The following is a 20,927-nucleotide window of genomic DNA, read 5'->3' on the forward strand; positions in this document are numbered from 1 at the left end:
GGGGGTGACTAGGTATGGAAGATGTAAGTTCAAGAACTGAAATAAAACAAAAACTTAGAGAAAATTTTGATGGAAAAATAGTAGCAAAAGATTTGACTAAAAAAATCAAAGAAGGGGCTAATGTTCCCGTATATGTTCTAGAGTTTTTGCTTGGGCAGTATTGTAGTAGTGATGATGAAGAAATTATTGAAAAGGGTATAGGAACAGTTAAAAAGATTCTTTCAGATAACTTTGTTAGACCTGATGAAGCTCAGAAAATACTTTCTATATTAAGAGAAAAAGGTAGCTTTTCCATTATAGATAAGGTAACAGTAAAACTAAACATAAGAAAAAATAGGTATGAAGCGGAGTTTTCAAACCTAGGACTTAGTGATATTCCAGTACCAGAAGAATATCCAACAAGATATGATAGGCTTCTTTGTGGTGGTATATGGTGTATGATTCAACTTGATTATGATTATGATGAGAATGAGCAGAACAAAAATCCTATTAGCATTACAAGGCTTACACCTATTCAAATGCCACAGGTGGATATAAAAGAGCTTAAAGAAGGTAGAAGCAAATTTACAAAAGAAGAATGGATAGATGTTATGCTTCGTTCTATTGGTATGGAGCCTGATGAATTTGAAGAAAGAGAAAAATGGTTGTTGCTTACAAGATTAATTCCACTTGTGGAAAATAATTTTAATCTATGTGAATTGGGTCCCAGAAGTACAGGGAAATCTCATATTTATAAGGAGATTTCCCCTAATAGTATTCTTGTGTCTGGAGGACAGACTACTGTTGCAAATTTGTTTTACAATATGGGAAGAAAGACAATCGGTCTTGTAGGGCTTTGGGATTGTGTAGCATTTGATGAAGTTGCAGGAATAAAATTCAAAGATAATGATGGTATACAGATTATGAAAGACTATATGGCATCAGGCTCTTTTGCAAGGGGAAAAGAAGAAAAAGCCGCATCGGCTTCAATGGTATTTGTAGGTAATATTAATCAAAGTGTAGATGTACTTTTGAAAACTTCCAGCTTGTTTGATCCATTTCCAGAGGAAATGGCAATAGATACAGCTTTTCTTGATAGAATGCATTGTTATCTTCCGGGTTGGGAGATTCCTAAATTTAGACCTGAGCATTTTACAAATGATTACGGTTTTATTACTGATTATCTTGCAGAATTTATGAGGGAACTTCGCAAGGATCAGTATGGAGATAGCTTAGACAAGTATTTTAGATTAGGCAAGAATCTCAATCAAAGAGATACTATTTCAGTTAGAAAAATGGTTAATGGATATTTGAAAATTGTATATCCACATGGTGAATTTACAAAAGATGATCTTGAAGAGATATTATGTCTATCTCTAGAAATGCGAAGAAGAGTAAAGGAACAATTAAAGAAGATAGGTGGTATGGAATTTTATGATGTGAACTTTTCATACATAGACCTAGATAATTTTGAAGAAAAGTATGTGGGTGTACCTGAAGAAGGTGTGGATAAGCTTATTCCTAATGGAATGCTGAATCCTGGACAAGTATATACAATTGCAAATGGTGGCAATGGAATGATAGGCTGCTATAGATTGGAGTCCCAGATGCTTCCTGGTAATGGAAAATTTGATAGAACAGGACTTGGAACTAATCGTGAATCTAAAGAAGCAAGTAATACTGCTTTTAGCTATCTTAAAGCCAATGGTAATAGGATTAGTGCTTCAATAAGCACAACTACAAAAGATTACATTATAAATTATCAAGATTTACAGGGTATAGGAATGACAGGAGAGTTGGCTCTTCCTACTTTAATTGCATTATGTTCAATTGCACTTGGAAAACCTGTTTTAAGTAACTTGGCGGTACTTGGAGAAATAAGCATTGGTGGAAGTATTATGAAGGTTACAGAAATTGCAGATAGTCTTCAAGTTGCACTTGATAGTGGAGCAAAGAAAGTTCTTATACCTACTGCATCTTTTGTAGATATGGGAGTTCCTGCAGAACTTATGAGTTCATTTCAGTTCTTCCCTTATCAAAGCGCAGAGGATGCTGTATTTAAAGCCTTGGGAGTGGACTGACTCTATACATTTCAGTAGTAAATTAACTGTTATAAAAATTTTAAAGGAGATGATTTAGCTTTATGATTTTTACTGAAGAACAATTAAGAAGCTATGCCAAGCCACTTAGTGAAACTGAAGAAAATCAGTGTAAAAATGCTATAAGAATGGTATCAAATGCCTTAAAAGATTTAGGGCTTAAGGAAAACGAAATGGACACTTTATACGGTGCATCAACTGCTTATGAAATTAGAATGACTGGTGGTGCTACAGGATACGATATTAAATTATTTTTGCAAGGTTCTTATGCAAACAATACCAATGTAAGGGGACATAGTGATATTGATATTGCAGTGGTACAGGAAGATACATTTCGACCTGCATACAGATTAAATGTATCTGGAGCAGACTATGGATTTACAAATGCAACTCCCAGGATAAAAAGTTTTAAAGATGAAGTTGAAGATATATTAAGAAATCACTTTGGTAAAGATGTTGAAAGAAAAAATAAATCAATAAAAATTAATGGGAATTCATACAGAAAGGATACCGATAGTGTACCATCAATGAGACATAGAGACTATAGGCAAGATTATACATTTGATAAAGAAAACTATATCGGTGGTATTTTAATAAAAGCTGATGATGGCCAAGAAATAATTAATTATCCAGAGCAACACATAAAAAATGGAGTAGAAAAAAACAATGATACTAATTATTATTTTAAAAAAATGGTAAGAGTTGCGAAAGAATTAAGATATCAGATGAAAGATTTAGGATATTCATATGCTCAAAAAGCAAGTTCTTTTGGAGTAGAATGTTTGTTGTGGAATATTCCTAATAAATATTTTACCAAATACTCTACTTATTGTTATGTATTTGATGATATTGTTAAATATCTATATGATAATAGATTTAGTCTTCTTGATTTTATGGAGGTAAATAATATAAAAAAATTATGCGATGACTCTTTAGATAGACGAGATATATATAAAGGATTTATTGAAGAGTTGAAAGGTTTTTATAAATATGAAATCTAAAATGAATTACTTATTAAAGTTATCAGCAATAGTTTGCGGTGTTATCTTCCTAATTTTAAAATATTTAAAAGGATCAGGTTCATTGTTAGATAATTGGGAGCTAATTACAGAGGCGGCAGGATATAGTGCTATATTCACTTTGGTATATGAAAAATTCATTTGGAGAATAGACCCTTTAATTAAAATACCTAAATTAGAAAAAGAATATGATGGAATAATAAAATATGAATTTAATGGCTCCCGAGGAACTAAGAATGTAGATATAGAGATTTCCCAAACATTAACTACTATAAATATTTCAATAAAAAGTAATGAAATTACAAGTAATAGTATAACAAGTGAGTTAATAGAAGAAAACAATCAATTCGTACTATACTATACCTATATTACCCATCCAAAGAATGAATTTAGTGATATTAATCCAATTCAATATGGTACTAGCAAGCTTTTAGTTGATAATAAGGATGAATTTCATGGAATATATTGGACAACTAGTAAGACTAAAGGAGATATTTATTTTAAATCAAAGTAAAAAAAGAGGTTTGGCATTTTTACCTCTCGACCTCTTTCTCCAAATAATTATCATAGTTTTTCTTATACTGATATAATATATCTTGCTCTTGACGAGACTGATTGAGTTTCTCAATAAGAGACTCTTTTTTTATATGAAGATTTTCAAGGTCTTCATATATCTTTGTAATTGCGATTTTACTCAGCCTTATTTATATATTTTCTAGTTAACATATTTTGAATTTTTATCAATTCTCTTGAGATATCATCATTCTCTTTTTTAAGATCTTCAATATCTTCTCTATAGATTATTCCTGTACTATTTACTCGCTTTGCAATTTGATTGATGTTATTTGAATTCTTTCCTATAAGAGTTTGTAGCTTTCTAAAGATATTCATATCAATCACAAAGATAGGGGCTTCAAGTACACATTTTCTAACAAAATGTCCCATTGATTTTGACTTGCTCATTTCAAGCTTCTTTTTAAAAAATTCTTTTTCTTCTGTTGTTAACTTAATTTCAAGACGTTCATTCCTAAATCTATTTGCCATATGAATCCTCCTTTTCTTTTATATTTATAACAGGGTATTAGGGGTGACCCCTAAATCATTCCGATAGGAACAAGTAGAAAATTGAATAAAAAGAAGCGAGCCTAAAAAGGTCCGCTTCATCAATTTTCTCGTAAGTGTCCGTACACTTACTGTGCTTGCTATTAAAGTTATTTTAAAAGCAGGCATTAAGCTAAGTATTTGATTTATACATCAATATTACCGCACTATGGAGAAAATGTCAGCGTGGATTAGTCGCTTTTTCTGTGTCCATTTTTTATTTAATCTTTTCAAAAACTTTTTTAAAATAACGAATCAAGCGGATCATATTTTCACTGTTATATATAGGGGGACTTAAGTAGTCCTATGAAAATAAAGAAAGTCTTGGTAACAATTTTAAAGGAGGAAGAATAGATGGAGGACATATTAGAATATAGCATCCAGCTTGCCATGCTCAGGCAATTATTAAGTGGAAAGCTAATAAACAAGCAAGAATACTTTAAGATTAAAAAATTACTTATGGAAAAATATAATATTTCTTCAGATTTGACCTGCTAAATTTAACTAATCGCGGTAAAATAGGATTGTATAGAGAAATACAAAAGTGAGGTGAGATTATGAAGAAGGTTGAAGTCATAAAAGGTGAAGGTCTTTTAAATGGCAGAAGAAATGGTGCAGAGATAAATTTAAAAAGAGTAGCAGCCTATTGTAGGGTAAGCACAGATAGTGAAGATCAGCTTCAAAGTTATCATTCCCAAGTTAAATACTATACAGACTTAATCAATGAAAATCCTGATTGGACTATGGCAGGGATATATGCAGATGAAGCTATCACAGGCACACAGATAGACAAAAGACTGGATTTTCAAAGGCTAATAAATGATTGTATGAATGGTGATATAGATATGATTATCACCAAGTCTATATCCAGATTTGCTAGGAATACTTTAGATACCCTCAAATATGTAAGGCAATTAAAAGAAATGAATGTGGCAGTATATTTTGAAGAAGAGAATATTAACACTCTAACTATGGATGGAGAATTACTCCTAGTTATACTTAGTTCTGTAGCCCAGCAAGAGGTGGAAAATATCTCAGCCAATGTTAAGAAAGGCTTAAAGATGAAAATGCGAAGAGGAGAGCTAGTTGGCTTTCATGGTTGTCTAGGTTATGATTATGATAGTGACAATAAAACTATATCCATAAATGAAGATGAGGCTGAAATAGTAAAATATATCTTCAGGAGATACTTAGAAGGGGCAGGGGGAAGTGTAATATGCAGGGAATTAGAAAACCTTGGCTACAGATCTCCTAGAGGCTCTAGCAAGTGGTCAGCCACCACTGTACTGGGAATTATAAAAAATGAAAAATACAAGGGAGATCTTTTAATGGGAAAGACCTTTACCCTAGATCCTATTACTAAAAGAAGACTAGAAAACTTTGGTGAAGAAGATAAGTTTTATATAAAAGACCACCATGAAGGGATTGTAAGTGAAGAGGACTTTGATAAGGTTCAAGCTATTAGACTTAGAAGGGCTAAGAATAGAAATACTGTAGGCTCAAAGAATGGAAAAAGAGACAAATTCAGTAGGGAATATGCTTTTTCCTGCCTATTAGAATGTGGCTTCTGTGGTTCGAATTTATCTAGAAGGTCCTGGCATAGTAATTCCCAATACAAGAAGACCATTTGGCAATGTGTAAGAGGAACTAAGAAGGGAAAGAAATTCTGTCCTAATAGCAAGGGCATAGAGGAAATAGCAATAGAAAAGGCTTTCTTAGAGAGCTATAGACAGCTTACATCAAATAATAAAGATATTGTAAGTAGCTTTCTAGAGTTAGTTGAAGCTAGTTTAAATGATAAAAGTCTTGAGAAGTCTATTAAGAAACTAGAAAGAGAGATAACTCACCTTTTAAATAAGCAAAATTCCTTAGTAGATTTAAGACTAGAAGAAAAAATAGACGAAGATCTATATGAAGAAAAGTATATAGCTCTTAGGAAGGAGTATTCAGAAAAGAATAAGGAAAAAGAAGCCTTAGAATATAGCCTAGAAAACAATAATGAAATAAAGAATAGGATGAAGACTTTTAAAACCATGCTGGAAAGAAAGGAAATCCTAAAAGACTTTGATAGGTATGTATTTGAAAGTATTGTAGAGAAGGTAATTGTTGGAGAAATAGATGAAAACGGGAATGTAGATCCATATAAGCTTACCTTTGTATATAAGACTGGCTTTAAGGATGGATTAAATGGAGAAGATTTTAAAGCTCCTAGGAAAAATGCAAAGAAGAAAAACAAATTCATAGGAAAAGACTCTGCTGAATTGTCTTCCTATATTAATAACCAGGTAAATAAATCATGTTCCCATAGTAGTGATGCCACACGTTGAGACGGTAGTATTGATGTCAAGGGTGGATAAGTAAGCGTGTAATAAGATAAGTAAATAAAGGCTTTCCGTGATTTGAGATCTGGTTCTAAGCCGGAAGGATAATCACGGATTTTTGCTTTGAGGGAAGTTATCCAAGAATGATGAAATTAAAAAGCCATCAGCAAATGCCGCTGATGACTAAGTGAGTTGATAAGATGGTTGACAAAATAATGGTGAGTTGATTTGGTGGCTATCCAATATGTCTTGAGCAAATTGCAGTACCAAAGCAAAAACTAAATTTCTGAATTCTCAAAGTCTTTTAAGGTGCGCCCATCGGCTGTTTTCCACATAATATTTCCATTGGCACTAGAAAAAGTAACAAAAGCAGCCGCAGTCGAAGGACTACCAAATAATAGTTCAGATCCATATCAAGGTATATTGCATGACTTAGCAAGATATCTTGGAGCACTACATAGAGTAGATGAAAGTGTAATCACAAAGGTACCTTCGCAGACTAAAGCGAATAATTAAATCAAAACAAGCTCAATCGCAAGCGATCTCGCTAGGGTACCAACTAAGCTCAGTCGCAAGCTCCTTCGCAACGGTACCAGGTACCTTCGCACACTAACGTACGAAAGTACGATAGTAAAGGAAAGCTAGATTGAAGTAAAAGTAAAAAATCAAAAGAACTTCAAGGATAGAAATATCTTTGAGGTTCTTTTTTTATTTGACACAAAAGAAACATTTTATGGCTAATTATAAAAGCAAGCTCAATCGCAAGCGGCCTCGCTAGGGTACCAGGTACCTTCGCAGGCTAAAGCGTGGATTGAAGCAAGCTCAATCGCAAACGATCTCGCTAGGGTACCAGGTACCTTCGCAGACTAAAGCGTAGATTTAAAAGCTCAATCGCAAGCGATCTCGCTAGGGTACCAGGTACCTTCGCAGACTAAAGTGTAGCTTAAACAATTCAACAAATTAGATTCCCCACAGGTAGAAATACTTGTGGGGAATTTTTTCATCCGTTTTTATCTCACCAAAGAAATGTTTTACGACTAAAATAATTATATGATTTATATTTTATTGAATAGGTCAATATTTATGATATAATAGGTTTAAGAATAATTAGGAGGTGCCATCGTGGCTGATAAAGTGTTTGGACTTATAGAGAAAATGTATAGGGAAATGCAAGAGGGATTTAAAGGACTAAAATCAGACATAGATGGTGTAAAAGAGGATGTAAAAGGTGTAAAAGAGGATATAGTTAGACTTGAAGATAAAATAGATACAAACATATGATGGATATAAGCAAACTTATGAGAAGGTAACAGAGTTAGATGAGAAGCTAGATAGACATGAAAAACTAATTAAAGGCCATGACTTAGAAATAAAGGTAATGAGAAAAGTAGAATAAACATAAGATTCTTAGCACCTAATTAAAGGTGCTTTTTTAGTAGCATAAATAGTGTAAGAAGGATGTGTCATAAATATTTAATTTCTTTAGAAATAGTCCTCTAGGCTTCAAAGTATTAGCTTTATATTATATGTAAATTATGATATAATATGACTATGTAGAAAGAGGTGATATCATGGAATTCAACATTAGACCATCAGCAGATTTAAGAAATAAATACAATGAAATATCTAAACAATGTAAAGAAACTCGAGAACCAGTTATAATTACAGTAAATGGTAGAGGTGATACAGTGGTTGTTGGATTACAAGATTTTAAGCAAATGAAAGCTGAATTAGAATTGCTAAGAACTCTTGCTGAATCAGAAGATGATGTTCAGAATGGAAGACTAGGATCTATGCAGGAGTCTTTTGATAATCTTCGTGAATCTCTTATAGAGAGGAAAAACGAAAATGTATAAGATTTTAAGGACAGATAAAGCAGAAGACCAGTTGAGAGATATAATATATTATATTGCAGATGAATCAGGAGACATTGATGTTGCTCTTAAGTATCTGGACAAACTGGAAGAAGCTATTAACCAGTTAGAGGAGTTTCCTAATTCAGGAAGTGTACCAAGGTATTCTATTTTAAAGAAACAAGGATACAGGGTCCTGATTGTTGGAAACCATATTGTGTTCTATAAGGTAGATGAAAAGAATAAAGTGGATAAGGATTGCTATCGATTTTCTCCTTGACCAAATAACCAACAAGTAATTTAGAGTGTTCAAGTATTCTTTAGAGTATATTTAGAGGCCTGTGTCACAAATGTTTGTATTCTCTACAAAGAAATATAACAATTAAATGATAAAGGCTTAACAAATAATAGATGAGTCCGATATAGATTATAATGACCCAAAATTGATTATTTATATAAATAATCAATTTTATTAAAAGAATCAACAGAAAATCATAAAATTGTTCGAGAAAATGTGCCTACTATATTGACATAGGTCCATGCCTTGATAATAAAACATTTATCATATAAAGGAGGGGATAAGTTAGCATTAGTATTAATATCATAAATACCTAAAATTTAAGGAGGAGGAATTGTTTTGAAAAAGTACAGTAAATTAATGGCTATTCTTTTAGTATTCGCAATGATACTAGCAGGAGTAGCACAAGCAGCTCCAGTAGTTGAAGCTGAAGAAGTAAATTCAAATGTAATAAGACTTTCAGGTGCAGATAGAATCAAAACATCTGTAAAGATAAGCCAAACAGCTTATAAAGATGGAGCTGAATCAGTAGTAATCGTAGGATATGAAGGAGAAGTAGATGCTCTAGCAGGTACCCTTTTAGCTCATGCTAAAAAAGGACCAGTACTATTTACAAAAAAAGGAAAGCTTTCAGAAGATACAAAAACTGAGATTGCAAGATTGGGAGCCAAGAATGTTTATATACTTGGTGGAACAGCAACAATTGAAGATGCTGTTAAAACTGAATTAGAAACATTAAAGTACACAGTAAAGAGAATATCAGGAAGCAACAGAGAAGGAACAGCAGCAGCAGTAGCAAAAGAAGTAGGCGGAAAGACAACACATGTATTCTTAGCTAGAGGGTATGGCGATTTAAGAGCAGTATTATCAGATGCTCTTGCAGTAGGTCCAGCGTCAGCTAAAGGAAACATGGCAGTACTTTTAACAAGAACAGATAAGGTACCAGCAGCAACATTAAAATCAATGAAAGACTTAGGAGTTACTAATGTAACTATAGTAGGTGGAGAAGTTGCAGTTAATTCAGGAGTTAAAACTGAACTAGAAACATTAAAGTATACAGTAGATAGATTATCAGGAACTACTAGAGAAGGAACAGCTATAGCAATAGCTAATAAGTACTTCGCTGGTAAAGCAAATGCACTAGTTGCAAATGGCTACGGTTCACCAGATGCTCTAGTAGGAGGATACTTAGGAGCTGCAATCGATGCACCAATATTATTCTCTCAAGCAAACAAAGTAAGTGAAGTTACAACAGATTATTTAAAAGCAAACACTGAAAAAGCTTGGATACTAGGTGGAGAAAGAGTAGTAAATAAAGAAGTACTTAATAAAGTACTAGGAGCAGTAGTTCCAACACCAACGCCGCCAAGTACAGGTGGAGGATCAGGTGGAGGATCAGGTGATAATGTAGCAGTAAATACTATTAGTGTGAAACCAACAGAGTTGACATTAAAAGTCGGCGATTCAGGAAATATAACAGCAACAGTTGAGCCGGATAATGCGGCTAATAAGAATGTTACTTGGTCATCAAGTGATACAGCAGTAGCAACAGTTGCTAATGGTAAAGTAACAGCTGTAGCTGCCGGAACCGTGACCATTACAGCAACAGCTGGTGGAAAAACAGCATCAACTACTGTAACTATTGGAGATTCATTAGTAGAAAAATCTGAATCAATCCAAGCAGCAATTAAAGCAGCATCAGCAGGAGATACTATTCTAGTTGCTCCAGGAACTTATAAGGAAGCATTGCAATTGAACGTAGAGAATCTAACTCTAAAATCATTAGAGGGCAGAGATAATACAATAATTGATGCTAGTAACGAGGAAGGTGAAGCAGCAGATTATGCAGTACAAATAGGTAGTTCAGGACTGGGTACAATAACGCTTGAAGGGTTTACCGTACAAGGTTGGAAAAATGGTGGTATAAATCAACCTATGCGAAGCGGTGGAGAAAATTCAGCATTCCATGTTATTGATAATAAAATAATTGCCCCTGAGAAATCTAATGCTCATGGTAATTCCATTCAAGTATCTGGCAATGGTTCTAAGGTAAATGGAAACATTGTAGAAGCAACTACACTTTCCAGCAATAAGTGGTCTGCATCAGGAATTTTAGTAGTAAACGCAGAAAATGTTGAAGTAATAAATAACACTGTCGCAGGAATTGATTCGGCTATATCCCTGGATGGTGGAAAAAATGGAAATCCGACAAGAGAAGTTAAAAATGTTACAATTAAAGGTAATACAATAACTGGTGTAAATACTGGGTTCTTAATAGGATTTAAATCAAACGAGATTACAATTAAAGAGAACAGTATATCAGATGTGACGTACGGAGTTAGGATAGAAAAGACTGACACTCTTTACAGTGACCTAAAGTTAGAGACGCTTCTTATACCCAATACATTCCCAGAAGGTAGTGTGGTTATTGGTAACACGATTATTGTACCAGAAGAAGGGAAAGTATATAATGCAACGACTGGAGATGACTACAATACCATCCAAACAGCAGTCAATGAAGCAGCACAGGGCGATACCATTCTAGTCGCAGCAGGAGAACATACCGATACGATCATAATAGATAGGGGATTGAAGCTGATTGGATCAAAAGCAGGAATTGAAGGAAATGGCACAACAGTTGGCTACATCAGGATAAATACAGATGAACCTGTAGTAATAAAGAATGTTAATATAGCTTCGCAGAAGACAAAAGATACATTGATTCGTTTAAACGGTACATTATCTAATGATACCTATAATTATGATGTGAGATTTGAAGATTGTACCTTTGGTAGCGAAAATCAAAGCACGCTTCCATACCGCTCAATAGGCCTTCGAGAAGCACACTATGGACAGCCCGGATCATTTGTCGTAAAGAATTGTACCTTTTATGAAGCTACTTACAATATCAATCTATTAGCATCTGATAATATATTAATTGAAGGTAATACATTTAATGGTAAAACAAATGGTCTACAATATACCGTTACGGAGCATAACCAAAACAATATTAATATCAAAAACAATATCTTTAACGGGGAAAGAAATATTCTTTTACCTACTATATCAAGTACCGCTTTTTTAAATGAATCAAACGTAGGAATCGGTAATGTTATCGGGAATAATTTTAAAGATGGCGCGCGAATTACCGTTTCAGTCAGCGCTCCATCAGCTGAGACATTAACTATTCCTTACAACACTGGCTTAGGGCGAGATAATTTCTGGTTCAGTTCTTGGTCAATAAATGATACATTCAAGCCCGATGTCACGGGACCACTGACCGAGGAACAGTGGAAAAGTAGGTTAGTAATTGTTCAAGGCGACTAAAAGTAAAAGTAACTAGAAATATACGGCAAGTTTGAGGGAATTAAGCTCCCCTCTCACAAGTCAGAAGATTTTATAGTATCGTAAGAGATTAGACTAAAGCTAGACAGGTGGTCAAAAGTGAATCGCCTGACTAGCTTGGGTAGTGTAAAACAATCTGTACTTTTAAGAAATAAAATGCTCCTTTCTGGCAAGAATCAAAATAAGATTCAAACCAGAAAGGAGCGTTTTTTATGTCAACACCACAACCGACCCCATCAATCCAAACTTATCCCTTGGAAAGGCAACCCTTTTTTAGACAAATTTATTCCGAACAGAAGCTTACCCTCCAAATACTACTTATGCTGCCAATTTTAAAATAGTTCTATTTCTATATTCTATTGGTGATATATAGCCTAGAGACCCATGAATCCTTATATGGTTATACCAATAAATATATTCTGCTAACTGTAGCTCCAATTCCTCTAAGCTCTCAAACCTGTTTTGATATATAAACTCTATCTTTAAAATTTTGTTCATAGCCTCACTTACTGCATTGTCGTAAGGGTTTCCTTTTCTACTTAAAGAACGCTCTATATTAAAGGTTTCTAAAATATTATCTATTTTCATATTATCATATTCCCTTCCTCTATCTGAATGGAATACCTTTATATCATTTAATGAATAGTTACACCTTAATAATGCTTTTTCTATGAGGCTAGCATCTTTATTAGCCCCAGCAGAATATCCTATTACCTCTCTATTAGCTAGGTCTACTAAGGTACATACATAATTCCATCTATTACCTACTCTTACATAGGTAAGGTCGCTCACAGCTACCTCTAGCTTATCTCTATCATCAAATTTCCTATCCACTATATTAGGAATATTTGATTCATTACAGCCCTTGTTATGAACTTTATATTGGGCCACTGTATAATTAGATACTAGTGCATTTGCTTTCATAATTCTGGCTATTCTTCTTCTAGAAACCTGGTAACCTAGATTATCTAGTTCTTTCTTTATCTTCCTTGTACCATAATTATTCCTACTTTTATGAAATATATCTATTATATGTTTTTCTATCTTAGATTCTTCATCTGAAGGATCTGATTCTTCCTTATTTAGATGATAGTAAACCAAACTTCTAGAGACCTCTAATAACCTACATATAGCACTAATACCGTATTTCTTTCTATTAGAAATAATTAGGTCTACCTTTTGCCTAGTAGTAGTGCTGCCTGCTTTAAAATATCATTCTCCATTTCAAGCTGTTTAACTCTTTTTTCTAATTCTATTACTCTTTTTTCTTCATCAGTTCTGTTATTTTCTACATCAAATGACTTAGTATTATTATATCTTACTACCCATTGTCTCATAGTTGAAGGGGATATGCCATATTCCTCACTTAGGCTTCTATATGTGTGATTTCCTTGATTATAAATATTAACTATTTGCTTTTTAAAATTTTCTTCATAATGTTTTCTAGACATTCTTTTCTCCTCCTATAATAATTATATCATGTTCGGAAAAGAATTGTCCTATTTAGTATAGCCCATCCACCTATCTCTCCTAAAGGAATGAAGGAAGTCACTGGCTACTGTTGATAGATTGATTGTTTCTATGTTTTCTATCAACAATCCATTCTCTAATAGGATGTTCTTGTTGATAGTTTGTAGTCTTGATGTCAAGAGTTGCAGAATAGAAAGATTATAAATAAAGGGTTTCCAGACTATGAGTCTTGTTTTCGGTAGTTTTACCGGAAGTACTCATGTCAGGAAACCCTTATTTTTATTGTTGGTGGGAACATAAAAGTGGCAAGGTCGAGTATACAGGATAGATAAGAGCTATTTTGATGAGGGTTGAGTAGATAGGATAGATATAAGATTGATAATATAAATTAGTGATGTTAGTCCTTTAGAGGTGTTAAATGTTATTGTTCTAGGGCTAAAACAAAGCATGAATAGTAATTACCTTTAAGGTGCAAATAAGAGTTTAAATAAACATATCCATGTGTTATAATAAAATGGAAAGGTGGACTAGAATATGGAAAAAGAAAAGAAAATTCAGAAGGAACCTATGGAATTCTACAATATGTCAGATTTTCTCAGGGGTCAATCATCAAAATTAATCACAGGGTTATCTGATGCAGATAAAACTGCTTTTGTGTTGAAAAATGGAAAGCCTGTAGCTGTGCTTATGTCTAATGATAGATATGAAAGATTATTGAAAGCAGGTATTGACATAACGGAATACTAAAAAATACTAGAATAAGAGAGGTTAAATTGATGGCTGTGAAAAAATCAGAATTATATTCCCTTTTGTGGGAAGCGTGTAATAAATTAAGAGGTGGCGTAGAGCCATCAAGGTATAAAGATTATGTACTTGTATTACTGTTCTTTAAATATGTGTCTGATAGATACAAGGGGCAGCGATTTGCTGAGTTTACAGTAAATGAAGGAGCATCTTTTGATGATTTAGTTGCTGCAAAAGGTAAAAGTGATGTTGGGGAGAGAGTTGATAAAATCCTCCAAAAGTTCCTAGAAGATAATCGTCTTCAAGGTTCACTCCCAGATGTAAGTTTTAATAATCCTGAAGAACTGGGATATGGAAAAGAATTAGTTGATAAAGTATCTGGCCTTATAGCTATTTTTCAAAATCCAGCTATTGACTTTAAAAGCAATAGGGCTAGTGGTGATGATATAATCGGCGATGCATACGAATATTTTATGATGAAATTTGCTCAAGAGTCCGGAAAAAGCAAAGGACAATTCTATACACCTAGTGAGGTGTCACGAACTATTGCCAGGCTTATTGGTATAGGGGACATTAAACAAGAAACAGATAAAAAATGGACACTTCACGACCCAGCAGCCGGTACAGGTAAGACCTATGTCTATCTGCGTACAATACTTGAACTACGTAAAAACTATGGCTTCTCTAAGTTTATTATTGTTGTTCCCAGCATTGCTATTAAAGAAGGAGTTTACAAGTCTTTAGAGATTACAAAAGAGCATTTTCAGGATTTATTTGATAATACAATTTATAATTACTTTATCTATGATAGCAGCAAATTGGAGCAGGTCAGAAGCTTTGCAGTAAGCGATAATATAGAGATTATGGTTATCAATATAGATGCCTTTAGAAGGAGCTTTACTGACCCAACCAAAGAAAACAAAGCCAATATCATTCATAGACCTAATGATAGATTAAACGGTATGAAACCTATTGAACTGATACAGGAAACCAGACCCTTTGTTATTATAGACGAACCACAATCAGTAGATACCACTCCTAAGTCTAAGGAAGCCATTAAGTCACTTAATCCATAATGTACCTTACGCTACTCTGCCACCCATGTTGAAAAGCATAATCTTGTTTACAAGCTGGATGCAGTAGATAGCTATAATTTAGAGCTGGTTAAGCAGATTGAAGTTGCTGGCTTTGCCACTAAGGACTATCACAATAACGCATACTTGAAGCTTTTATCTGTAAACAACAAGAAGTCACCTATTACTGCAAGAATAGAGATGGATGTTAAAAATAATAAAGGCGTAGTTAAGCGTAAACCAGTGGTAGTAAGACAAGGCGATGATCTTTATGACAAGTCTAAAGGTCGTGATGTCTACGAAGGATATATTGTCAATGAGATTTATTGTGAAGAAGGAAATGAATATGTTGATTTTACAAGCAAATCAGATATTTTACGCATAGGAAAGCCAGTTGGTGATGTAGATGATTTAGCTATAAAGGAGCAACAGATAAGGAAAACAATAGAGGAACACTTAAATAAGGAACTGGTATTAAATAAGCAAGGGATTAAGGTATTAAGTCTTTTCTTTATAGACCGTGTTGCTAACTATCGCTATTATGATGAGGATGGCAATCCTCAAAAGGGTATCTATGCAGAACTATTTGAGAAACATTATACTGATCTTATTAAAAAGCCTAAGTATAATACCCTATTTAAGGATATTGATTTAGATACTGCTGCTGAAGAGGTCCATAATGGGTATTTTTCAGCTGATAGAAAAGGTGTTTTAAAGGATACCAGTGGGAAGACACTGGCTGACGAGGATGCCTACAACTTGATTATGAAAGACAAGGAACGCTTACTATCCTTTGATACTAAGCTTAGGTTTATCTTCTCCCACTCAGCACTTCGTGAGGGTTGGGATAACCCTAATGTGTTCCAGATATGTACTCTTAATGAAACTAAGAGTGAGGTAAAAAAGCGTCAAGAGATTGGGCGTGGGCTATGCCTTGCCGTGAATCAAGACGGTGAACGTCAACATGGCTTTTCAATAAATACCCTAACAGTGATGGCTAACGAAAGCTACGAGGACTTTGCTGAGGCCCTACAAAAAGAATACGAAACTGAAACAGGTATCAAGTTTGGTATAGTGGAAAGTCATTTATTCGCCAACATCCCAGTAAAGCAGGATGATGGAAGTGAGAAATACTTAGGACAAAAGGCTTCAGAAGCTATCTATAAACAGTTCTTAGACAATGGATATATTGATGAGGCAGGAAAGGTACAAGATGAGCTAAAGATTGCCATAAAGAATAATGACATAAAGATATCTGAAGAATTTGAACCTGTAAAAGTAGAGATTACAGCTCTTGCAAGAAAAGTTTGTAGTACTCTTAATATTAAGAATAATAGCGATAAAAAGAGCATCAAGCTGAATAAACAGGTTTACCTTGACCCTGAGTTCAAGGATTTATGGGATAGGATTAAGTACAAGACCACCTATTCTGTAGACTTTGACAGCGAAAAGCTAATAGACGAATGTTGCAAAGAAATGCAGACCAGCCTATCTGTAAGCTCTGCAAAGCTTATATATACCAAAGCTGGGCTTGATATAAGTGCTGGTGGTGTAGTAGCTGAGGAATCAGATAGATATGCAGTAGGATTGAATAACCTACAGGAAAATATACCGGATATTATTGCCTATTTGCAGAATGAAACTAATCTAACAAGGAAAACTATTGTGGAGATACTATTAAAAAGCAAGACTATTGACTTGTTCAAGAAAAATCCTCAAAGGTATATGGAGCAGGTAGTCCAGATAATATCAGCTAAAATGAGGCATATGATAGTTGATGGTATTAAATACACCAAGATAGGTGACGACGAGTATTATGCTCAAGAACTCTTTGAAACAGAGGAGCTTACAGGCTACTTATCCAAGAATATGATAGAAAGCAAGAAGTCTGTATATGAGTATGTAGTCTATGATAGTGCTAACGAGGAAAGCTTTGCTACTAGTTTTGAGAACAATAAAAACATTAAGCTCTACGCAAAGTTGCCTAACTGGTTTACTATTGCAACCCCATTAGGTACTTATAACCCTGACTGGGTAGTGCTTATTGAAATAGACGGCAAGGATAAGCTCTACTTTGTACTGGAAACTAAGGCTGATATTATGTTTGATGCTCTAAGGCCATTGGAAAGTGCTAAAATTAAATGTGGAAGGAAACATTTTGAGGCTCTAGGCAATGAAGTAGCCTTTGACGATATAGACAGTTTTGAAGAATTTATAGAGGAACAAGTAGTTTTATAGTTATATGTGACAGGCGAAAGATCTTGTCTTCTACCCATTCTCTTAATGAGTTTTAATAAATTTTAAAATTTTTTCTATTTAATTTTAAAGAATAAATATATATGCTTAAGTTTTAGATTTATGTAGATTTGTTCACAAAAAATTTAAGCTATAAAGATTTTATGGTTAATATTTTGGAATATACAATCGAGTAGTAGAAATGTAGGTCTTGTGGATAATTTGGTTTTTAATTATCAACAAGACCCATATTATTAGTTATCTATTAAAATTTTTTTGTAATTATTGTATATATTAGTTTCATCTATTTTTGGAGAATATTTTAAGAAGATTTTTAATTATACTCAGTTGTTTACATAAACTTATTAATATATTTTCTAGATAAAATATTTTGGATTCTTATTATCTCCTTCGATATATTATCATTTTCTTTTTTCAAATCCTCAATGTCTTCCCTATAGATTATTCCTGTACTATTTACTCTCTTTGCTATCTGATTAAGGTTACTAGAATTCTTCCCTATTAGAGTTTGTATTCTTCTAAAAACATCCATATCAATTACAAAGATAGGTGCTTCAAGTACACATTTTCTAATAAAATATCCTATAGATTTTGATTTACTCATTGCAAGTTTCTTTTTAAAAAGTTCTTTTTCTTCTGTCGTTAATTTAATTTCAAGACGTTTATTCCTAAATCTATTTGCCATATGAATCCTCCTTTCTTTTTTATTTAAACAGGGTATTAGGGGTGTCCCCTAAATCATTCCGATAGGAACAAGTAGAAAATTGGATAAAAAGAAGCGAACCTAAAAGGGTTCGCTTCATCAATTTTCTCGTAAGTGTCCGTACACTTACTGTGCTTGCTCATATACTAATAGTATAGGAACAGCTTTAAGCATGTTTCTAAAAATGAACCTAATCATCGATGGTATAATGAAAGTACTAGGGATGTAATGGGATTGTTTCATGTGCTTGCTGGGTTCCTATAAGGATAACTCTTTTAGTAGACTCCACCCTCATTCTATCACCTATCATCTTTTCGGTTGGTTAGGTTCATTTACTGATTACCTGGATAAATCGTGAGCCTGGTGTGGTTTTAGAATAATAGGGCATCCCAAATAGAAGGAGGTAATAACTATGCCAAACAAATTAGTTGCTGGAATAGATATCAGCAAAGCTTTTAGTGATATATGTATTTTATCACCAGAAAATGAAATTATTGTCCATACTAAAATCAATAATGATTATGAGGGTATGAAATCTATTGATTTAACTTTTAAAAAGTTAGAAACAGATTATAATACTCAGCTAGTAGTTATTATGGAGGCTACAGCTCATTATCATCAATTATTGGCTAATTTTTTTCGCAAGCTTGATTATGAGATTATTGTTATTAATCCAATCCAAAGTAATGCTATAAAAAATATTAACATCAGAAAAGTAAAGTCGGATAAAACCGATGCATACAATATTGCACTACTCTATAGGCTTAAAAATTATAGTGAAACCGAGACCCATGCAGATATAATTATTAGTATCAAAAAACTTTGTCGCCAACATAAAGAATTGACTGATGAAATAGTTGAGCATATCAACCGTTTAACAGGTTTTCTAGATACATCCTTCCCTGATTTCAGAAAGGTTTTCACTGATTTACAAGGAAAGACAGCCTTAACTATCCTTGCAGAATATCCAACAGTAACAGCTATTTTAGATCCTGAGTTAGATAAGGCAAAGATAATCAATCAAATCAAAACTATCTCCCATAAAAGCGAATCTTATGCTATTAAGAAATATGACAAGCTTTATCAAGCTGCTAGAAACTCAAGTGAAATTTGCATTTCTAACCTTAGTACATCTATTCTTATACAAACTACAATAGCTGTTATTTTTAGCTTACAAGAAGCTTTAAGGGCTATTGACGATGAGATAAGCAGACTATCAATTGTAGACGAGCAATTCCAAATCAATGTAAAGCTCCTGCAAACAATTCCTGGCATAGGAGAATATACAGCCTGTGTTTTATTATCAGAAATAGGGAACATTGAAAACTTCTCTAAACCTAAACAGTTGGTGGCTTTTTTTGGATTGGATCCAGGTGTATCGCAAAGTGGAAGCTATAACAGAAAAAACAATAAGATCTCAAAAAGAGGCTCCCCTTATGTTCGTACAATTCTTCATATGTTAGCTAAGGCCAATGTATATTCAAATCGTAACAGAGAATATCCAAACCCTGTTATGCGAGATTATTTTGAAAAGAAAATTGTAGATAAACCCTATAAAGTTGTTATGTGTGCTGTCATGAGAAAGATGGTACAAATTATTTTTGCAGTTCTTAGAGATCAAAAACCATTTGAATTAAGAACACCAGATGACCATCAAAAGATGATTCGTCTAAATAATAAACAAGTAGCTTAGTTTTCAAAATTACACATATATTCAGTGGATCTTTTTGTTGTGCCTATTTTTAAAATAACATTTGTTTTTAAAAAAATGGAATTGTTTTTTAAAATTCTCTTGACTTTCTTAGTTGGTCTATTAAGGTTTTTAAAAGCAGGCATTAAGCTAAGTATTTAATTTATATTCTAATATTACCGCACTTTGGAAGAATTGTCAGCGTGGATTAACCGATTTTTCTGTGTCCATTTTTTATTTAATCTTCTAAAAACTTTTTTAAATAGCGAATCAAGCGGGTCATATTTTCACTGTTATATATAGGGGGACTTAAAGCAGTTCTATGAGAATAAAGAAACTCTTGGTGGTCTTTTAAAGGAGGAAGAATAGATGAATGGCATATTAGAATATAGCATCCAGCTTGCCATGCTCAGGCAATTATTAAATGGAAAGCTAATAAACAAGCAAGAATACTTTAAGATTAAAAAACTTCTTATGGAAAAATATAAGATTTCTTCAGATTTGACCTGCTAAATGTAACTAGTCGCGGTAAAATAGGATTGTATAGAGAAATATAAAAGTGAGGTGAGATTATGAAGAAGGTTGAAGTTATAAAAGGTGAAGGTCTTTTAAATGGCAGAAGAAATGGTGCAGAGATAAATTTAAAAAGAGTAGCAGCCTATTGTAGGGTAAGCACAGATAGTGAAGATCAGCTTCAAAGTTATCATTCCCAAGTTAAATACTATACAGACTTAATCAATGAAAATCCTGATTGGACTATGGCAGGGATATATGCAGATGAAGCTATCACAGGCACACAGATAGACAAAAGACTGGATTTTCAAAGGCTAATAAATGATTGTATGAATGGTGATATAGATATGATTATCACCAAGTCTATATCCAGATTTTATGATTAACATTTATTTACTACAAAATGATAAAGGCCATGCTGTCTAGATTAAAATCTAGACAGCATGGCCTTTATTCATGGTTT

At 33.5% G+C, this 20,927-nt stretch carries 18 protein-coding genes and 2 pseudogenes; 16 read left to right on the forward strand and 4 right to left on the reverse strand.

What is annotated here, in order from left to right; translation table 11 throughout:
* The first annotated feature begins 14 nt into the window (after window positions 1–14).
* The 3 genes from brxL to UF10_RS01590 all read left to right on the forward strand — a co-directional run bounded on the left by brxL (window position 15) and on the right by UF10_RS01590 (window position 3,611).
* The gene (gene brxL, locus UF10_RS01580) at window positions 15–2,060 is read left to right on the forward strand and encodes a protease Lon-related BREX system protein BrxL (RefSeq protein WP_106776092.1); all 2,046 of its coding nucleotides are present in this window, start codon (window positions 15–17) and stop codon (window positions 2,058–2,060) included.
* Window positions 2,061–2,122: 62 nt separating this feature from the next.
* Window positions 2,123–3,079 carry a nucleotidyltransferase domain-containing protein gene (locus tag UF10_RS01585; protein WP_146130754.1) on the forward strand — a complete coding sequence of 319 codons (957 nt, stop codon included), beginning with the start codon at window positions 2,123–2,125 and terminating at the stop codon, window positions 3,077–3,079.
* A gap of 1 nt (window position 3,080) precedes the next feature.
* A complete protein-coding gene (locus UF10_RS01590) occupies window positions 3,081–3,611 on the forward strand; it encodes a Cap15 family cyclic dinucleotide receptor domain-containing protein (protein ID WP_146130755.1) in 531 nt (176 codons plus the stop codon).
* Window positions 3,612–3,787: 176 nt separating this feature from the next.
* On the opposite strand, the gene UF10_RS01600 is transcribed toward UF10_RS01590, so the two are convergent.
* The gene (locus UF10_RS01600; protein ID WP_106776093.1) at window positions 3,788–4,141 is read right to left on the reverse strand and encodes a plasmid mobilization protein; all 354 of its coding nucleotides are present in this window, start codon (window positions 4,139–4,141) and stop codon (window positions 3,788–3,790) included.
* A 411-nt stretch (window positions 4,142–4,552) separates the two neighbouring features.
* Here UF10_RS01600 and UF10_RS01605 point away from each other — a divergent pair, with 411 nt between their 5' ends.
* Together UF10_RS01605 and UF10_RS01610 are read left to right on the forward strand one after the other, a co-directional pair.
* Window positions 4,553–4,696, forward strand: coding sequence for an SHOCT domain-containing protein (locus UF10_RS01605; protein ID WP_106776094.1), 144 nt, complete (start codon window positions 4,553–4,555; stop codon window positions 4,694–4,696).
* A 59-nt stretch (window positions 4,697–4,755) separates the two neighbouring features.
* Window positions 4,756–6,525: a recombinase family protein gene (locus UF10_RS01610; protein WP_106776095.1), complete on the forward strand. Its 1,770-nt coding sequence runs from the start codon at window positions 4,756–4,758 to the stop codon at window positions 6,523–6,525.
* Between the two features lie 272 nt (window positions 6,526–6,797).
* Here UF10_RS01610 and UF10_RS09530 read toward each other — a convergent pair.
* Window positions 6,798–6,878 (reverse strand): annotated as a pseudogene (locus tag UF10_RS09530) (hypothetical protein); the annotation flags it as partial.
* Between UF10_RS09530 and UF10_RS09215 the strand changes: the two are divergent.
* The 5 genes from UF10_RS09215 (at window position 6,865) to UF10_RS01630 (ending at window position 11,997) form a co-directional block, all read left to right on the forward strand.
* Window positions 6,865–7,035 carry a hypothetical protein gene (locus UF10_RS09215; protein WP_170062419.1) on the forward strand — a complete coding sequence of 57 codons (171 nt, stop codon included), beginning with the start codon at window positions 6,865–6,867 and terminating at the stop codon, window positions 7,033–7,035. The pseudogene UF10_RS09530 and the gene UF10_RS09215 overlap by 14 nt on opposite strands.
* 606 nt (window positions 7,036–7,641) lie before the next feature.
* The gene (locus UF10_RS09220; protein ID WP_170062420.1) at window positions 7,642–7,800 is read left to right on the forward strand and encodes a hypothetical protein; all 159 of its coding nucleotides are present in this window, start codon (window positions 7,642–7,644) and stop codon (window positions 7,798–7,800) included.
* A 290-nt stretch (window positions 7,801–8,090) separates the two neighbouring features.
* Entirely contained in the window at window positions 8,091–8,375 is a 285-nt protein-coding gene (locus UF10_RS01620; protein WP_106776096.1) for a type II toxin-antitoxin system Phd/YefM family antitoxin, read from the forward strand.
* On the forward strand, window positions 8,368–8,652 hold the full coding sequence (locus tag UF10_RS01625) for a type II toxin-antitoxin system RelE/ParE family toxin (protein WP_106776097.1): 285 nt from the start codon (window positions 8,368–8,370) through the stop codon (window positions 8,650–8,652). Before UF10_RS01620 ends, UF10_RS01625 begins: the two co-directional genes overlap by 8 nt.
* A gap of 357 nt (window positions 8,653–9,009) precedes the next feature.
* Entirely contained in the window at window positions 9,010–11,997 is a 2,988-nt protein-coding gene (locus tag UF10_RS01630; protein WP_106776098.1) for a cell wall-binding repeat-containing protein, read from the forward strand.
* A 336-nt stretch (window positions 11,998–12,333) separates the two neighbouring features.
* Here UF10_RS01630 and UF10_RS01635 read toward each other — a convergent pair.
* Window positions 12,334–13,466 (reverse strand): IS3 family transposase gene (locus tag UF10_RS01635; protein WP_242969009.1). Its coding sequence is split into 2 segments (ribosomal slippage): window positions 12,334–13,196 and window positions 13,196–13,466, totalling 1,134 coding nucleotides; the frame shifts between segments, so codons are not numbered across the junction.
* Between the two features lie 553 nt (window positions 13,467–14,019).
* On the opposite strand from UF10_RS01635, the gene UF10_RS01640 reads away from it, so the two are divergent.
* The 3 genes from UF10_RS01640 (at window position 14,020) to UF10_RS09445 (ending at window position 17,540) form a co-directional block, all read left to right on the forward strand.
* Window positions 14,020–14,232 carry a type II toxin-antitoxin system Phd/YefM family antitoxin gene (locus UF10_RS01640; protein WP_106776099.1) on the forward strand — a complete coding sequence of 71 codons (213 nt, stop codon included), beginning with the start codon at window positions 14,020–14,022 and terminating at the stop codon, window positions 14,230–14,232.
* A 29-nt stretch (window positions 14,233–14,261) separates the two neighbouring features.
* Window positions 14,262–15,305, forward strand: coding sequence for an N-6 DNA methylase (locus UF10_RS09440; RefSeq protein ID WP_330403888.1), 1,044 nt, complete (start codon window positions 14,262–14,264; stop codon window positions 15,303–15,305).
* Window positions 15,306–15,449: 144 nt separating this feature from the next.
* Window positions 15,450–17,540, forward strand: a complete 2,091-nt coding sequence (locus UF10_RS09445; RefSeq protein ID WP_330403890.1) for a restriction endonuclease — start codon at window positions 15,450–15,452, stop codon at window positions 17,538–17,540.
* A 349-nt stretch (window positions 17,541–17,889) separates the two neighbouring features.
* On the opposite strand, the gene UF10_RS01650 is transcribed toward UF10_RS09445, so the two are convergent.
* Complete coding sequence (locus UF10_RS01650) at window positions 17,890–18,243, reverse strand: plasmid mobilization protein (RefSeq protein ID WP_106776100.1); 354 nt, start codon at window positions 18,241–18,243, stop codon at window positions 17,890–17,892.
* A gap of 430 nt (window positions 18,244–18,673) precedes the next feature.
* On the opposite strand from UF10_RS01650, the gene UF10_RS01655 reads away from it, so the two are divergent.
* From UF10_RS01655 to UF10_RS01665, 3 genes and pseudogenes are all read left to right on the forward strand, one after another.
* Entirely contained in the window at window positions 18,674–19,954 is a 1,281-nt protein-coding gene (locus UF10_RS01655; RefSeq protein ID WP_106776101.1) for an IS110 family RNA-guided transposase, read from the forward strand.
* A 366-nt stretch (window positions 19,955–20,320) separates the two neighbouring features.
* Complete coding sequence (locus tag UF10_RS01660) at window positions 20,321–20,464, forward strand: SHOCT domain-containing protein (protein ID WP_106776102.1); 144 nt, start codon at window positions 20,321–20,323, stop codon at window positions 20,462–20,464.
* Between the two features lie 56 nt (window positions 20,465–20,520).
* Window positions 20,521–20,841 (forward strand): annotated as a pseudogene (locus UF10_RS01665) (recombinase family protein); the annotation flags it as partial.
* Between the last annotated feature and the right edge of the window lie 86 nt (window positions 20,842–20,927).

It is taken from the genome of Peptostreptococcus russellii, from assembly GCF_003012055.1.
Lineage (GTDB): Bacteria > Bacillota > Clostridia > Peptostreptococcales > Peptostreptococcaceae > Peptostreptococcus > Peptostreptococcus russellii.